Genomic DNA, 14548 nt, shown 5'->3' on the forward strand with positions numbered 1-14548 from the left:
GGCAATGTCGATCCGATCGGCTTACGCAACGTTGGTATTTCGGGTCATCCTATCCGACAGGCGTTTCCGTTTCGCTAAACGGCAACTTCAGATGCAGGCTCCGGAAGGGATACCGCTTTAGGACGTCCCAGAAAAGAAAAAAGTCCCGGTTTATCACCGGGACTTCTCCGATCTGGCGAGAGGCGATCAGTAGCCGCGCGGGCAGTAGTCGACGTAGCGGCGGCCGTAGCGATCGCGATAGTAGCACTTGCCGGGCTCACTGGCGGAGCCGATGACGGCGCCAGATACACCGCCGATTGCGGCGCCGACGGCAGCACCGCGGACGTCACCCGTAATCGCACCGCCGATGATTGCGCCCGAGGCGGCGCCGATGGTGGCACCCTTCTCGGTCTGTGTGCAACCAGCGACCGAAAGGCCGATCAGTACAAGCACAAGAGCCTTTTTCATGACTTTTCTCCAATGGTTTTACGCATTCCGGATGACCGGTCACTGCATCACTCGCGTATCCGCCGGCAGATCTCAATCCGTCCTTGCGATCGCTGCACAAGAATATCCTTCAAAATCGGAAAGTCCATTGAATTCAAATGTCCGTGATCACGTGCCGGGGGCGCAGTGTTCGCGGCGACACAGTAAAGCGCTGCAGTTGCTGCAATGCGGCAAATAAAAATGCCGTCCCCCCTCGAAGTACCAGTTGATCCGCTCTGGAAAAAGACAAATGATGGCGCGGGTGTCCTGGAGAGACACGAGGAGGAACAATATGGCTAAAGTAACGCTGTCGGTGAACGGCCGTACAGTCAGCGGCGATTGCGATGATCGCACGCTTCTCGTCCAATTCATCAGGGAAAAGCTGGGTCTGACGGGCACGCACGTCGGATGTGATACGACGCAGTGTGGTGCATGCGTGGTGCATATGGACGGCAAGTCCATCAAGAGCTGCTCCATCCTCGCCGTGCAGGCTTCCGGTTCGGAAATCACGACAGTCGAGGGGCTTTTTGCCAACGGCGAACTGCATCCGGTGCAGGCGGCGTTCAAGGAGCACCACGGACTCCAATGCGGCTTCTGTACGCCGGGCATGGTGATGACGGCCGTCGACATGATCAACCGCCACGGTGGCGAACTCGACGAGGCGACGGTTCGCCACGAGCTCGAAGGCAACATCTGTCGCTGCACCGGGTACCACAATATCGTCAAAGCCGTTCTTGCCGCCAATGCCGAGATGCATGCCGGCCGCCAGGCTGCCGAGTAGAAACGTCGATTTGCCGGCCGCTTGTCGCTGATCGTCGTCTACAGCTGTCGGGCAGCCGAAATGCCATCGGGAGGATATGATGGGCGTTGAAGGAATTGGAGCGCGTGTCGCGCGCAAGGAAGACAAGCGATTTCTGACGGGCAAGGGTCGTTATACGGACGATATGGTCGTTCCGGGCATGAAGTACGCCTATTTCGTCAGGTCGCCTTATGCGCATGCCCGTGTCACGGGAGTGGACGCGAGCGCGGCGAAGGCAATGCCTGGAGTGATCGACGTTCTCGACGGCAAGCAGCTTCTCGCCGACGGGATCGGCAATCTCATCTGTGGTTGGATGATCCATTCCAAGGACGGCTCGCCCATGAAAATGGGTGCCTGGCGTCCGCTCGCCCACGATACGGTACGCTATGTCGGTGACGCCGTTGCTGTCGTTGTTGCAGACACCCTCGCCGAAGCGCGCGACGCGGCCGAGGCGGTGGTGGTCGACTACGAAGAGCTGCCGATCGTGACGGATGCGGTCAGTGCGCTCGCCGAAGGGGCACCGCAGATCCATCCGGAAGCCCCCGGCAACCTAATCTTCGACTGGGAGATCGGCGACAGTTCGGCGGCCGACAAGGCGATTGCGGAGGCGGCGCACGTCACGGAAATCGAGATCCGCAACAACCGCCTGTCACCCAATGCGATGGAGCCGCGCGCGGCACTCGGCATCTACGACGCGGCCGAAGACCATTACACCTGCTATACGACAAGCCAGAACCCGCACGTGGCCCGCCTGGTGATGAGCGCCTTCTACAACGTTGCGCCAGAGAACAAGTTGCGGGTCATAGCGCCGGATGTCGGCGGCGGCTTCGGATCGAAGATCTACATCTACCCGGAGGAAATCGTCTGCCTCTGGGCGTCCAAGAAGACTGGCGTACCGGTCAAGTGGACGGCGGATCGGTCGGAAGCCTTCATGACCGACGCCCACGGGCGTGACCATGTGTCGAAGGTCAGGATGGCCTTCGACAAGGATAACCGCATCATCGGCCTGAAGGTCGACACGATCGCCAATCTCGGCGCCTATATGTCGCTCTTCTCGTCCTCCGTACCGACCTATCTCTACGCGACGCTGCTTTCCGGGCAGTACGACATTCCCGCGATCCACTGCAACGTCCGGACAGTCTACACCAACACCGTGCCGGTCGACGCCTACCGCGGAGCCGGACGCCCTGAAGCGACCTACCTGCTTGAGCGTACGGTGGAGACCGCGGCGAGGGAACTCGGGCTTTCTCCGGCGGAACTCCGCCGGAAGAACTTCATCCGTACCTTCCCCCATCAGACGCCGGTGATCATGACCTATGACGCCGGCGACTACGAGGCCTCACTCGAGGCGGCAATGTCCGCCGCCGACTGGAACGGTTTCCCGGCCCGCCGGGCCGAGGCCGAGCGCCGGGGCATGAAGCGCGGGATCGGCATGAGCTGCTATATCGAGGCCTGCGGTATCGCTCCGTCGCAGGCGGTCGGCTCGCTCGGCGCCGGAGTCGGTCTCTGGGAGTCGGCGGAAGTCAGGGTAAACGCGGTCGGCACGATCGAGGTGCTGACGGGTTCGCACAGTCACGGTCAGGGTCATGAAACGACCTTCGCCCAGCTCGTTGCGGATCGTCTCGGCGTGTCGATCGACAGCATTTCGATCGTCCACGGCGACACCGACAAGGTGCAGATGGGCATGGGTACCTACGGGTCGCGTTCCGGTGCCGTCGGCATGTCGGCGATCGTCAAGGCGCTCGACAAGGTCGAAGCGAAGGCCAAGAAGATCGCCGCACATCTGATGGAGGCCGACGAAAGCGATATCGTCGTCGAAAACGGTGAGCTGAAGGTGGCCGGGACCGACAAGTCACTGCCATGGTTCCAGGTCGCGCTTGCCGCCTACACCGCGCACAATCTGCCGGCCGGTATGGAGCCGGGCCTGAAGGAAAGCGCCTTCTACGACCCGTCGAACTTCACATTCCCGGCGGGCTGCTACATCTGCGAAGTCGAGGTCGATCCGGAGACCGGCAAGACGACGGTCGTCCAGTTTGTGGCGGCCGACGATTTCGGGAACATCATCAACCCCATGATCGTCGAGGGGCAGGTGCATGGCGGCATCGCGCAGGGCATCGGTCAGGCACTGCTCGAAAATGTCGAATACGATCCCGCAACGGGACAGCTGCTGACGGCAAGCTTCATGGACTACGCCATGCCGCGAGCGGACGATCTGCCATCCTTCAACGTCTCGCATCAGTGTACGCCCTGTCCGGGCAACCCGCTCGGCATCAAGGGATGCGGGGAGGCCGGGGCGATCGGGTCGCCGCCGGCGCTCATCAACGCCATCACCGATGCGATCGGCAACAACCGCCTCAACATGCCGGCCACGCCGCAGGCCGTCTGGCGGGCCATGCAGGCTCAGATCTAAAGGGGGACGTAGATCATGTACGCAACGAATTACCATCGCGCCTCCTCGGTCGAGGAAGCAGGCAGGCTTATCGCCTCAACGGAGGACGGCAAGTATGTGGCAGGTGGCCAGACGCTGGTCGCGACCATGAAGCAGAGGCTTGCGCAGCCGAGCGACCTCGTTGACCTTCGCCACATTCCGTCGCTGAAAGGCATCCGTGTCGATGGTCGCAATGTGACGATCGGCGCGGGCGTCACGCATGCGGAGGTCGCCTCGTCGGACCTCCTGCGGTCGGTCTGTCCGGCGATCTGCAATCTCGCCGGCATGATCGGCGACCCGCATGTGCGACACCTCGGTACTATTGGCGGTTCCATCGCCAACAACGACCCCGCAGCGGACTATCCGGCCGCGATGCTGGGGCTTGGCGCGACCATTGTCACGGATCGACGCGAAATCGCCGCAGACGACTTTTTCCGTGGACTTTTCGAGACCGCTCTCGAAAACAGCGAAGTCATCACCGCGGTGCGTTTTCGCGCGCCGGAGAAAGCTTGTTACACGAAATTCGCCAATCCGGCGTCCCGTTTCGCTATGACCGGTGTTTTCGTCTCCAAGGGAGAAGGCGGTGTCCGGGTCGCGGTCACGGGCGCCGGCTCGGATGGCGTCTTCCGGCACGAGGGCATGGAAGCAGCCTTGTCGGCCAACTGGGCGCCGGACTCCGTTGCCGGTGTGCCCGTCGATTCCAACGATCTCATGGCCGACATGCATTGTAGTGCCGAGTACCGGGCGAACTTGATCCGGGTCATGACGAAGCGTGCCGTCGCCGCATGTTGAGATGAAAAAGAGTCGTCGAAAGGGGCGGCGGTGGCCGCCCTTTCCTTTCCTGCTTGACGCAGATCAAGTCTGAGGGCGCATTGATCGCTTAGCAGTGTGTTCTGGAAGGACCAAAGGCCCGCGCCTTTTGTCGCAGTTTAGAACGAATTTACAAAGCCGGGGTTGACCGCACGCCCCGACGATCCCAAAAGGGATGAGGACATACTGGAGCTTGGCGATGGACTTCGAAGCGTTTTTCAAGAGCGAATTGGCGGGCCTGCACGAAGAAGGCCGGTACCGCATCTTTGCCGATCTTGAAAGACAGCGGGGTAATTTCCCGCGCGCCACCCGCTACACCGAGCAGGGTGAACAGGACGTAACTGTCTGGTGTTCGAACGATTATCTCGGCATGGGGCAGAACCCGAAGGTGATCGAAGCCATGAAAGAGGCCATCGACCACTGTGGCGCCGGTGCGGGAGGCACCCGGAATATCTCTGGTACCAACCACTATCACGTCCTCCTCGAGCGCGAACTTGCCGATCTGCATGGCAAGGAATCGGCGCTGATCTTCACCTCCGGCTATATTTCGAACTGGGCGACGCTCGGCACCCTCGGACAGAAGATCCCGGGCCTCATCATCTTCTCCGACGCGCTCAACCATGCGTCCATGATTGAGGGCATCCGTTACGCCAAATGCGAGCGCGTCATCTGGAAACATAACGATGTGAAGGACCTGGAGGCAAAGCTCGCCGCGGCCGATCCGAACGCTCCCAAGCTCATTGCCTTCGAATCCGTGTACTCGATGGATGGCGATATCGCTCCGATCAAGGAGATCTGTGACATCGCCGACAAGTACGGCGCAATGACCTACCTGGACGAGGTTCATGCGGTCGGCATGTACGGCGCGCGTGGCGGCGGCATCGCCGAGCGCGAAGGCCTGATGCATCGCCTGACCGTGATCGAAGGTACGCTCGGCAAGGCTTTCGGTGTCATGGGCGGCTATATCGCGGCCTCTTCCGCTCTGTGCGATTTCGTCCGTTCGTTCGCTTCGGGCTTCATCTTCACGACCGCGCTGCCGCCGGCACTTGCCGCGGGCGCTGTCGCCTCGATACGCCATCTGAAGACCAGCCAGATCGAGCGCTTCGCGCATCAGGAGCGTGTCCGGCGCCTGCGCTCCATGCTCGACGCCCGCGGTATCCCGCATATGGTCAATCCGAGCCATATCGTGCCGGTGATGGTGGGCGATGCCGCCAAGTGCAAGTGGATCTCCGACCTTCTGCTCGACAATTTCGGCATCTATGTGCAGCCGATCAACTATCCCACGGTGCCGAAGAAGACCGAGCGCCTTCGCATTACCCCGACGCCGCTGCATTCGGACGACGATCTCGAAAAGCTCGTCGGCGCCCTGCATCAGCTCTGGTCGCGCTGCGCTCTCGCCCGCGCCGTCGCCTGATCAGCAAGCAACCTGCTTCTTCGATTTAGATGCGGATCATGTCACATGATCCGCATTTTTCGTTTGGAGCTGTCGTTGACTCGGCGCGCAGGCGCATGATCAGGCCGCGGCCATCCGGCCAACCACCTCGCGGGCGCGCCGTCTTGCTTCAACGTCAGCCTGCACGACGTCAGCGATCTCGCCGGCGGGACCGATATCCGTCAACTGATCCATCACTGCCTCGACGACCTCTGCCATGCCGAGGAATCCGATCCGCTCGGCGACGAAGGCGGCAAAGGCGGCCTCTTCCGCGCCGTTGAGGACGGCACCCTGAAGGCCGCCGCGTTCGAGCGCCGTTCGAGCGAGGCGGAGCGCTGGGAAACGTGCCTCGTCCGGAGCTTCGAAGTCGAGCCGCGCGAGTTTGGAAAAGTCGATCCGCTCCACGTCGAGCGCGGATCGATCGGGATAGGAAAGGGCGTAACCGATAGCCGTGCGCATGTCGGGGACACCAAGCTGTGCAATGACCGAGCCGTCAACGTAGCCCACCATCGAATGTATGACGGACTGCGGATGAACGACGACCTCGATCTGCTCGGGACGGACACCGAACAGATGCTTGGCTTCGATCATCTCGAAGGCCTTGTTGAACATCGTCGCGCTGCCGACGGAGATCTTCAAGCCCATCGACCAGTTCGGATGCGAGCGAGCCGCCTGCAGCGTGACGCCTGCCATCTGCTCGCGGGTGTAGGCCCGGAACGGTCCGCCGGATGCTGTCAGGATGATCCGCTCCAGCGCATGTCGCTGATTCCTGTCGAGGCACTGGAAGATCGCACTATGTTCGCTGTCGACGGGGATCAGCTGCCCACCGCCGGTGCCGACGGCGTCGAGGAAGAGTTCGCCGGCGGAGACGAGGCATTCCTTGTTGGCAAGCGCGATATTGGCGCCGCGGCGAGCCGCGCGGAGTGTCGGTGCCAGACCGGCAGTCCCGACGATTGCCGCCATCACCCAGTCGGCGTCGAGCCCTGCCGCCTCGTCGAGGCCGCTCATGCCGGCCGCGACCGCGATGCCGCTGCCGCACAGCGCGTCCTTCAGGGCTGCATAACGGTTCTCGTCGGCGGTCACCGCGAGCCGTGCGCCGAATTTCCGGGCCTGTTCCGCCAGAAGCTCGATATTGCCGTTACCAGTGAGCGCCATGATCTCGAAAGCGTCGCGGCCTCCCAGCTGGCGGACGACGTCGAGCGTGTTTGTGCCGATCGAGCCTGTCGAACCGAGAACGGTCAGACGGCGCGGCACCTCGGTTCTCATGATCATTCCAAATTCCGGAGATTGCTTCCCTTGCAAATGCGTCTACAAGGGAATGTGCGCGCCAGCAAGCTTTAGCTCTTCTGTGGTGGTATGCTGGCGCCCAGCAGCTGTGAGGAAGACGTGAGCGCGCTGTCGCGATTTTTCGAGAACAATGGCAAACCCTTCCTCGCCATCCTCTCTCTGCTGACACTGGCTGCCGGTGCTTTCGCCCAATGGTCGGACGTGCCCTCCCTTGCGGTGCAATTCTGGTTTGCCGGTGGCGCCGTGGTGCTTGCAGCGCTCCTCGCAGAGATCGTGCGCTCCCTCTTGCAACGGCAGTTCGGGCTGGATGTTGTCGCCGCCCTCTCGATGTCTGCGGCACTTGTCTTCGGCGAGATGCTGGCTGCCAATATCGTGGCGCTCATGTATGCCGGCGGACAGCAACTCGAGAATTTTGCCGAAGGCCGGGCGCGTCGTGAGATGACGGCGCTGCTTGGGCGCGTTGCCCGCACCGCCATGTGCTACTGTGGCAACGGGCTTGACGAGGTTCCGATCGAGCGTCTCGTGCCGGGGGATCGTATCCTCGTCAGGCGCGGCGAGGTGATCCCTGTCGACGGCGTTCTTGCAGCTCCCTCGGCAGACATAGACATGTCGGCCCTCACGGGCGAGTCCATGCCGGTCCGGTTTTTCGAGGGCGATCAAGTGCCGAGCGGCTGCGTCAGTTGCGGTGCAGCTTTCGATCTGATCACGGCCCTCCCTGCCGCCGAGAGTACCTATGCCGGCATCGTTCGGCTGGTGAAGAGTGCGCAGGAAAGCAAGGCACCGATGGTGAGGCTCGCCGATCGCTATGCGTTGTGGTTCCTGATGGCTACTGTCATCATAGCAGGTATGGCCTGGTGGGTTACCGGCGATCGACTGCGGGCTCTCTCCGTCCTTGTCGTCGCAACCCCCTGTCCGCTGATCCTCGCTGTTCCCGTAGCCATCATCTCTGGCATGTCGCGTGCCGCTTCGGTCGGTGTGCTGATAAAGAGTGGCGGAGCTCTGGAGACGCTGGCACGGGTAAGAACGGCAATCCTCGACAAAACGGGAACCATGACCACCGGCCGAGCCGGTGTTGTCGACATCCGCACGATGGACGGTATCGATGCAAACGAAATGCTCCGGTTTGCCGCTTCTCTCGACCAGGCATCCAATCACGCCAGCGCCGAGAACCTTGTCGCCGCGGCCAAAGGGGCAGGACTTGCACTCAGCAACCCGGCGGATGTGACCGAGACGCCCGGGAGCGGCGTCGCAGGCACGGTCGACGGGCGTCGAGTGGTTGTGGGCGGTAGCAATTTCGTCAAGGAGCACTGCCGTTCCGGCGACCCTTACGACCTTGGTGACGCTCTTCCTCCCGGATCGGCCGTCGTTGCGGTCGGCATAGACGACGCGGTCGCAGGTATCATCCTTCTTTCAGACCAGGTGAGGAGTGACGCGCTGGAGACGATCGCTGCGTTTCGCGAGGCTGGCGTCTCCCGTTTCGTCCTCGCCTCCGGCGATCGTGCAGATGTCGTCCAGGCCGTCGGTGCTAGGCTCGGAATTGACCCCGCACACGGCGACCTTGCACCTGGCGACAAGGTCGAGGTCGTGTTGCACGAGCGGGAACATGCGCCCGTCATGATGATCGGTGACGGGGTGAACGACGCACCAGCCCTTGCCGCTGCGGATGTAGGTGTCGCCATGGGCGCTCGGGGAGCCGCCGCCTCCTCCGAGGCCGCCGACGTCGTGCTTCTAGTTGATGACCTCGGGCCACTGGCCATCGCGGTCTCCCTCGCCCGCCGTGCTCGCATGATTGCGCTGCAAAGCGTCGCGGTCGGGATCGGGCTTTCGTTCACGGCGATGGGTTTCGCAGCCCTCGGCTACCTGCCGCCCGTCGAAGGGGCACTCCTGCAGGAGGTCATCGACGTCGCCGTCATTTTGAACGCCCTCCGTGCCCTTGTGCCGCCCCGAAAGAGCTGACTGCCGGCAGCCTTCCTGTGGCTGAGAGCCGGAACAAAGGGCAGCGGATAAAGGTTCTTCTGCGGCAAATCCAACCGCAACGGAGAACCGCAATGGCAGAGAAGAATTTGGAAGATCTCTTCCACGAAACGCTGAAGGACATCTACTACGCAGAACGGAAGATCCTGAAGGCGCTGCCGAGGATGGCGCGCGGCGCCAGCAGCCAAAAGCTCAAGTCGGCGTTCGAGAAGCATAAGGAAGAAACCGAGGAACACGTCGAGCGCCTGCAGCAGGTTTTCGAGATCATTGGCAAACGGCCGCGTGCGAAGACTTGCCCGGCGATCGACGGCATCATCGAAGAAGGCGAGGAGATCATGGAGGCCTTCAAGGGGGCTCCGGCGCTCGATGCGGGGTTGCTGGCGGCTGCCCAGGCGGTCGAACACTACGAGATCAGCCGCTACGGCACACTGCGTTCGTGGGCCGAGCAGCTCGGTCACAAGGACGCGGTGAAGCTGCTCGACCAGACGCTCACCGAGGAAGCGAAGACCGACGAATCTCTGACGAAGCTCGCCGAAGGCGCCGTGAACACGGCTGCACAGAAGGCGGCATGAGCTTGAAGGCCGGGCAATTTCGTTGCCCGGTCTTCCTCATCTCTTCATCTTTCCGTCCCGCCGAAGAAACGCGACCAGTCTCGCTTCATCCGCGTAGAGGCCGGACTCTGGAACACTTCGGTCGAGTCGCGCGAGAAGAGTTCTCCTTTCCCCTTCGTCCTTCAGTTCGGCCAGCGAAAGGATCGCCGGATGAACATAGCTCGTCCGGCAGACCGAGGGCGTATTGTGGAGAGCTTTTGCCGCCGAGCGGCACATATCTTTGACGTGCGGCTGTTCTCCTCTGCGCAGCTGTGACAGTCCTTCGCGAAACGCTGCCAGGCTGCCGCCCCAGGTCCGGAAAGTCTTCGCCGAGACGGGAAGTCCGGCAATTTCGCTCAGATAGGCGTTCAGTTGACTCGACTCGACGCGATGTAAGCCGGTGTCGTCCCGCCACGAAAAGAGTTCGCGTCCCGGCAGGTCGGCGATCTCCTCCAGAATCCTTTGCAGCCGTGGGCTTCTCAACCGCTTGCTGACGCGTTTACCGCCCTTCGCCCGAAAGTGGATCTCCACCTGTTCGCCATCCAGGGAAAGATGCTGCTTGAGAAGCGTGGTCGCGCCATAGGTGTGGTTTTCCTTGGCGTAGGAACGGTTGCCAACCCGCAGATGTGTCTCGTCCAGGAGAACGATCAGGGCCGCCAGCAGGAAATGCGCCTCGTCCGACGGGGCGCGAAGATCGCGCTCGACCCGGCCCCTTATGGCGGGGAGGCTCTCGGCAAAGCGGAGAAGATCATCGAATTTCTGCTGGCTACGCAGCGCCTGCCATTCCGGATGATAGCAATACTGCTTTCGGTTCCTTGCGTCATATCCCGTCGCCTGCAGATGGCCATTCGCTTTGGTGCAGATCCAGACGTCATGATAGGCGGGAGGTAAGGCAAGAGCCCTGATACGTTGCCGCACGGTGGGATCGTCCAGAATAGATCCATCCGGCAGCTGGTAGCTGAAGCCTCGGCCCCTTCGAACACGCCGGATGCCCGGCTCCTCGTCACTCACATAGACGAGCCCCGCCTTCCTCAGGCTGACGGGTTGGTCCGCGGACGAACTCTTTAATGACATGGGAACCTTGCGCGTTACGCGAATGCCGGTGGTTCACTATTCTCTGTCGACGAACTTGTTGAAGCGGCTCTCCTTCCCGCCCTCGGTCTCATCCTGGTAAAGAAAAGCGAGTTTCGCCGAATCGAAGATATCGAAGAACTCCTGCCAACTGATCTCTTCCAGGTTTTCGTCCGGCTCGCGGAAATCTATGCGCAGTATCCCGCCCCGGGATGCGCCTTTCACTTTGGCAGGCCGGCCGCTCCGCGCCTCGGTCCATTTGCGGATATCCTGATGATCGGTTGTCTGTCTTGCGGTGGTCATGACGCCCTCCGTATGGCTTTGCGTTCTCCCGGCAAACAGCACAGAATGCGGTAATGTTCCGTCAGTCGATGGCAACACATCCGTTCTTCTACAACTGCCAGGAACAATGGCCGCTGCAAGCCGGTTTCCTCTACTGCCGGGGGCCGGGCAATACGGAGGAACGATCATGTCCGAACATATCGAGAATGCTGACGGGCAGGGAACGTTGCTGATCGGGAACGGAAGATCGCCGGTCACTTACCAGATTTCCGCGGTCCGAAGCGGAGAGCGCTATATGGCGACCGCAACTTTGCAGGCACCGCGCGACTGGCTTCTGAAGCAAGGTTTCCGGCGGGAGGCGCTGCTTGAGCGCGATGGCGCGGAAACGGTAAAATTATACTATCCGGAAGAGCTCGACGTCGCTGATGATGTCAGCGTCTCCCTTTCTTCCGAACCGCTGGCTTGTGATACGCGTGAGGACCTCGTGCACCGGTTCCCGGAACTCGACCTTGCGCGGATGCACCGTCTTTAGAGCCTTTCGCCGTCGGTCAGATTTGCTTCGGCAGAATGACCTCGGGATTTATGTGGCCAGCGACGACACCACGCGGGCCCTCCGGCGGATAGCGGCCGCTTTCATCCAGCACGACGCTGTAGAGCTTGTCGCTGCGGAATGCGCTTCCGATCGCTGTCGAGACATCCTCGGCGGGTTTGGCGTGGACTTCCGGGAAGTCGGGTTCGGCTTCCGTCGCCACGATGCGCGCGTCGCCTGCAGAACGGGCGCGGACCACGATTTCCCCCTGCGACGGCGCATTCTGCCAGTTCGGATCATCCGGTTCGGCGAGTGGGACAAGACGATAGATTTGCAGCTTTTCGTCCATTCGATGTTCTCCTTCCGACGTGTCGGGGCCTCGGAGGCAACGCGCCAGCGCCGGTAGCGTTCCACGGCGGAACCTTTGCGGGATTGGAGGGTTCCAGTTATTGGCACAAGACGAGGAGAAGAGACATGAAGAATGCCACGCCCAAGCCGGGGCGCCCCGGCGAAGTGTCGCAGTGGCCGCGCTGGGAGGGGCCTGAGGAGAGCCGACCTGCCGGCTACCTGCCGGGCGAGGGAGATGCCCGCTTGTACGAGGGCGGCCGCCCGCATGAGAAGACGCAGGACGATGCCTTTATCGCGGCTCAGGTGGCCGCGCAACTCGAACAAAATCCCTTTCTGGACTCCGGGTCTGTGAGCGTTTCCGTACAGCAACGGCGCGTTGTGCTGGAGGGCGTCGTTGACACACCCGAGGCCAGCCTTCGGGCTGAGAAGGATGCCCTTTCCATCGAGGGAGTCTACGCCTGCGAGAACCGGCTCGAGATAGGAGGGAGTAACCACGGGAGGGTACGTGATGGCTGATCTAGTCTGGTTTATTGCTGTCGCCATCGGTCCGCTCATGCTCGGAGCGGCGATCGCCTATGCAATGTTGCGTCAGAGGCGACTCTCCGCACGTGAAAAGCATGAACAGAACGACGCCGTTCGACATCTCTACGAAAACGGCAGGAGATAGGCCGGGAGGCCACGGGGGAGGGGTAGGTGCAGACGAGTGCACACCTGAGACACGCCATTCAGATCGCGGCGGACGCGCACGACGGGCAGATGGATAAGACGGGTCGCCCGTATTTCGAACACTGCCAACGGGTTGCCGCCGCACTGGTAGACGATGAAGCGAAGACTGTCGCTTACCTGCACGACGTCGCCGAAAAAGGCAGGGGCTGGACGGTCGACAGGTTGAAGGAGGAAGGCTTCTCCTCACACATCATTTCAGCGGTCGATGCGCTCACGAAAAGGAGCGGAGAGGACGAAGACGCTTTCCTGCGGCGCGTCTTTGGTCATCCGCTTGCCCGAGAGGTAAAGCGGGCGGATCTGGAGGACAACCTCTGGCAGGTGAACCTGTCACGCGGAAACGCGGAAAAATACGAGCATGCACTCGAGAAGCTGACGGAATGGACGAACGGGTCGCTGCAATAGAAATGGTGATCCCGACGCGATTCGAACGCGTGACCCTCAGATTAGGAATCTGATGCTCTATCCTGCTGAGCTACGGGACCACTAGGCGCATCCATACAAAACGAGTGCCGTGAAGCCAAGCTTTTTTCCGGGTGCCGACGGCGATGCCGTCCGCGCTCCGGTCACTCGGTGAGGCGCTGTTCGGCGAGGCGTACCCAGTAGGAGACGCCGTAGGCGATCGCTTCGTCGTTGAAGTCGTAGGCCGGATGGTGGAGGCCAGCAGTCTTGCCGTTGCCGATCATGATGTAGGCGCCGGGCCGCGCCTGCAACATGAAGGCGAAATCCTCACCTGCCATCGACGGGTCAACCTCGGTATCGACATTCTGTGGACCAGCGACATCGATCGCGGCGCGTGCCGCGTGCTGGGTCTCGTCCGGATGGTTGACGGTTACCGGACAGGCGCGCTCGTATTCGACGGTAACGTCGGCGCCGTGAGCCGCGGCCACGCCTTTCGCGACCTCTCGGATGCGGTTCTCGGCCAGATCGCGAACCGTCTCATCGAGCGAGCGGACGGTGCCGCCGAGCACTGCCTCCTCGGGAATGATATTGTGGGTCGTCCCGGCGTGGAAGCGGGTGACCGATACCACGACGGAACGCAACGGATTTGCGTTGCGGGACGCAATCAGTTGCAGATTGCCGACGATCTGGGCACCGACCGCTATCGGATCGATCGTGTGGTGCGGTTCCGCGGCGTGACCACCGCGGCCCTTCACCGTGACGGTGAACTTGTCCGGTGCCGCCATGATGCCGCCCTTGCGGATGGCGAAGGTGCCGACGGACATGCCGGGCATGTTGTGCATCCCGTAGACTTCTTCGATACCGAAACGCTCCATCAAACCGTCCTGAACCATGGCGAGCGCTCCCGCACCGCCCTCTTCGGCGGGCTGGAAGACAACGACGACCGAACCGCGGAAATTTCGAGTTTCGGCAAGATGCTTGGCGGCGCCGAGCAGCATGGCGGTATGGCCGTCATGACCGCAGGCGTGCATCTTGCCGGGAGTCTTCGAGGCCCAGGCTTTGCCGCCGATCTCCTGAATAGGCAGGGCGTCCATATCGGCGCGCAGGCCGATGGCGCGTCCCGCCCCCTGTCCACGGATCACGCCGACGACGCCGGTCCGTCCGATCCCCGTCACGATTTCGTCCACGCCGAATTCGCGCAATTTCTCCGCGACGAAAGCGGCGGTTTCGTCCACCTCGTAAAGAATCTCGGGATTTGCGTGGAGATGGCGGCGCCATTCAGTGACTTCGTGCTGGAGTTCTGCGGCTCGGTTCAAGATCGGCATCTGATTTCCTCGTCCGGCGTTACCGGTAACTTTCGATTCGCCCCGGGAATGTGCCCCTCCTGATTGACCTATTCAATGGGCTT

The 14548-nt window shown here is 61.7% G+C and carries 16 protein-coding genes and 1 tRNA gene; 10 read left to right on the top strand and 7 right to left on the bottom strand.

Annotation, left to right across the window (positions count from 1 at the left end):
• Positions 1 to 186 precede the first annotated feature (186 nt).
• Positions 187 to 447 carry a YMGG-like glycine zipper-containing protein gene (locus tag H4I97_RS00575; RefSeq protein ID WP_148154097.1) on the bottom strand — a complete coding sequence of 87 codons (261 nt, stop codon included), beginning with the start codon at positions 445 to 447 and terminating at the stop codon, positions 187 to 189.
• Positions 448 to 757: 310 nt separating this feature from the next.
• Here H4I97_RS00575 and H4I97_RS00580 point away from each other — a divergent pair, with 310 nt between their 5' ends.
• From H4I97_RS00580 to hemA, 4 genes are all read left to right on the top strand, one after another.
• Positions 758 to 1246, top strand: a complete 489-nt coding sequence (locus tag H4I97_RS00580; protein ID WP_182306050.1) for a (2Fe-2S)-binding protein — start codon at positions 758 to 760, stop codon at positions 1244 to 1246.
• Positions 1247 to 1325: 79 nt separating this feature from the next.
• Positions 1326 to 3674, top strand: coding sequence for a xanthine dehydrogenase family protein molybdopterin-binding subunit (locus H4I97_RS00585; RefSeq protein ID WP_182306051.1), 2349 nt, complete (start codon positions 1326 to 1328; stop codon positions 3672 to 3674).
• 15 nt (positions 3675 to 3689) lie between these two features.
• Positions 3690 to 4484 carry an FAD binding domain-containing protein gene (locus H4I97_RS00590; RefSeq protein WP_182306052.1) on the top strand — a complete coding sequence of 265 codons (795 nt, stop codon included), beginning with the start codon at positions 3690 to 3692 and terminating at the stop codon, positions 4482 to 4484.
• 217 nt (positions 4485 to 4701) lie between these two features.
• Positions 4702 to 5916: a 5-aminolevulinate synthase gene (gene hemA / locus H4I97_RS00595; protein ID WP_182306053.1), complete on the top strand. Its 1215-nt coding sequence runs from the start codon at positions 4702 to 4704 to the stop codon at positions 5914 to 5916.
• A gap of 99 nt (positions 5917 to 6015) precedes the next feature.
• Here hemA and dxr read toward each other — a convergent pair whose 3' ends face one another.
• Entirely contained in the window at positions 6016 to 7206 is a 1191-nt protein-coding gene (dxr, locus tag H4I97_RS00600) for a 1-deoxy-D-xylulose-5-phosphate reductoisomerase (RefSeq protein ID WP_182306054.1), read from the bottom strand.
• Between the two features lie 114 nt (positions 7207 to 7320).
• Between dxr and H4I97_RS00605 the strand changes: the two genes are divergently transcribed.
• Together H4I97_RS00605 and H4I97_RS00610 are read left to right on the top strand one after the other, a co-directional pair.
• Positions 7321 to 9177 carry a heavy metal translocating P-type ATPase gene (locus H4I97_RS00605; protein WP_244658685.1) on the top strand — a complete coding sequence of 619 codons (1857 nt, stop codon included), beginning with the start codon at positions 7321 to 7323 and terminating at the stop codon, positions 9175 to 9177.
• A 92-nt stretch (positions 9178 to 9269) separates the two neighbouring features.
• The gene (locus H4I97_RS00610) at positions 9270 to 9767 is read left to right on the top strand and encodes a YciE/YciF ferroxidase family protein (RefSeq protein WP_182306056.1); all 498 of its coding nucleotides are present in this window, start codon (positions 9270 to 9272) and stop codon (positions 9765 to 9767) included.
• Positions 9768 to 9803: 36 nt separating this feature from the next.
• Here the strand turns inward: H4I97_RS00610 and H4I97_RS00615 are convergent, their stop codons facing one another.
• A complete protein-coding gene (locus H4I97_RS00615) occupies positions 9804 to 10859 on the bottom strand; it encodes a DNA topoisomerase IB (RefSeq protein ID WP_182306057.1) in 1056 nt (351 codons plus the stop codon).
• 36 nt (positions 10860 to 10895) lie between these two features.
• Positions 10896 to 11159, bottom strand: coding sequence for a hypothetical protein (locus H4I97_RS00620; RefSeq protein WP_182307498.1), 264 nt, complete (start codon positions 11157 to 11159; stop codon positions 10896 to 10898).
• 166 nt (positions 11160 to 11325) lie between these two features.
• Between H4I97_RS00620 and H4I97_RS00625 the strand changes: the two genes are divergently transcribed.
• Complete coding sequence (locus H4I97_RS00625; RefSeq protein WP_182306058.1) at positions 11326 to 11670, top strand: hypothetical protein; 345 nt, start codon at positions 11326 to 11328, stop codon at positions 11668 to 11670.
• Between the two features lie 16 nt (positions 11671 to 11686).
• Here H4I97_RS00625 and H4I97_RS00630 read toward each other — a convergent pair whose 3' ends face one another.
• Positions 11687 to 12016 carry a hypothetical protein gene (locus H4I97_RS00630; protein WP_182306059.1) on the bottom strand — a complete coding sequence of 110 codons (330 nt, stop codon included), beginning with the start codon at positions 12014 to 12016 and terminating at the stop codon, positions 11687 to 11689.
• Between the two features lie 302 nt (positions 12017 to 12318).
• On the opposite strand from H4I97_RS00630, the gene H4I97_RS24485 reads away from it, so the two are divergent.
• From H4I97_RS24485 to H4I97_RS00645, 3 genes are all read left to right on the top strand, one after another.
• The gene (locus H4I97_RS24485; RefSeq protein ID WP_244658809.1) at positions 12319 to 12531 is read left to right on the top strand and encodes a BON domain-containing protein; all 213 of its coding nucleotides are present in this window, start codon (positions 12319 to 12321) and stop codon (positions 12529 to 12531) included.
• A complete protein-coding gene (locus H4I97_RS00640) occupies positions 12524 to 12682 on the top strand; it encodes a hypothetical protein (protein ID WP_182306061.1) in 159 nt (52 codons plus the stop codon). The genes H4I97_RS24485 and H4I97_RS00640 overlap by 8 nt, the downstream gene beginning before the upstream one ends.
• Positions 12683 to 12771: 89 nt before the next feature.
• Positions 12772 to 13143 (top strand): metal-dependent phosphohydrolase, encoded by a 372-nt coding sequence (locus H4I97_RS00645; RefSeq protein ID WP_182307499.1) that lies wholly within the window; start codon positions 12772 to 12774, stop codon positions 13141 to 13143.
• 3 nt (positions 13144 to 13146) lie between these two features.
• Here the strand turns inward: H4I97_RS00645 and H4I97_RS00650 are convergent.
• Both H4I97_RS00650 and H4I97_RS00655 read right to left on the bottom strand, forming a co-directional pair.
• Positions 13147 to 13223, bottom strand: a tRNA-Arg gene (locus tag H4I97_RS00650).
• An 81-nt stretch (positions 13224 to 13304) separates the two neighbouring features.
• Positions 13305 to 14465 carry a M20 aminoacylase family protein gene (locus H4I97_RS00655; RefSeq protein ID WP_182306062.1) on the bottom strand — a complete coding sequence of 387 codons (1161 nt, stop codon included), beginning with the start codon at positions 14463 to 14465 and terminating at the stop codon, positions 13305 to 13307.
• Positions 14466 to 14548: the final 83 nt, after the last annotated feature.

It is taken from the genome of Ciceribacter thiooxidans (assembly GCF_014126615.1).
Lineage (GTDB): Bacteria > Pseudomonadota > Alphaproteobacteria > Rhizobiales > Rhizobiaceae > Allorhizobium > Allorhizobium thiooxidans.

Bases quoted from the DNA above. Each gene is read 5' to 3' on its own strand.
- H4I97_RS00575 (WP_148154097.1), bottom strand. From the start codon at position 447: ATGAAAAAGGCTCTTGTGCTTGTACTGATCGGCCTTTCGGTCGCTGGT.
- H4I97_RS00580 (WP_182306050.1), top strand. From the start codon at position 758: ATGGCTAAAGTAACGCTGTCGGTGAACGGCCGTACAGTCAGCGGCGAT.
- H4I97_RS00585 (WP_182306051.1), top strand. From the start codon at position 1,326: ATGGGCGTTGAAGGAATTGGAGCGCGTGTCGCGCGCAAGGAAGACAAG.
- H4I97_RS00590 (WP_182306052.1), top strand. From the start codon at position 3,690: ATGTACGCAACGAATTACCATCGCGCCTCCTCGGTCGAGGAAGCAGGC.
- hemA (WP_182306053.1), top strand. From the start codon at position 4,702: ATGGACTTCGAAGCGTTTTTCAAGAGCGAATTGGCGGGCCTGCACGAA.
- dxr (WP_182306054.1), bottom strand. From the start codon at position 7,206: ATGATCATGAGAACCGAGGTGCCGCGCCGTCTGACCGTTCTCGGTTCG.
- H4I97_RS00610 (WP_182306056.1), top strand. From the start codon at position 9,270: ATGGCAGAGAAGAATTTGGAAGATCTCTTCCACGAAACGCTGAAGGAC.
- H4I97_RS00615 (WP_182306057.1), bottom strand. From the start codon at position 10,859: ATGTCATTAAAGAGTTCGTCCGCGGACCAACCCGTCAGCCTGAGGAAG.
- H4I97_RS00620 (WP_182307498.1), bottom strand. From the start codon at position 11,159: ATGACCACCGCAAGACAGACAACCGATCATCAGGATATCCGCAAATGG.
- H4I97_RS00625 (WP_182306058.1), top strand. From the start codon at position 11,326: ATGTCCGAACATATCGAGAATGCTGACGGGCAGGGAACGTTGCTGATC.
- H4I97_RS00630 (WP_182306059.1), bottom strand. From the start codon at position 12,016: ATGGACGAAAAGCTGCAAATCTATCGTCTTGTCCCACTCGCCGAACCG.
- H4I97_RS00640 (WP_182306061.1), top strand. From the start codon at position 12,524: ATGGCTGATCTAGTCTGGTTTATTGCTGTCGCCATCGGTCCGCTCATG.
- H4I97_RS00645 (WP_182307499.1), top strand. From the start codon at position 12,772: ATGGATAAGACGGGTCGCCCGTATTTCGAACACTGCCAACGGGTTGCC.
- H4I97_RS00655 (WP_182306062.1), bottom strand. From the start codon at position 14,465: ATGCCGATCTTGAACCGAGCCGCAGAACTCCAGCACGAAGTCACTGAA.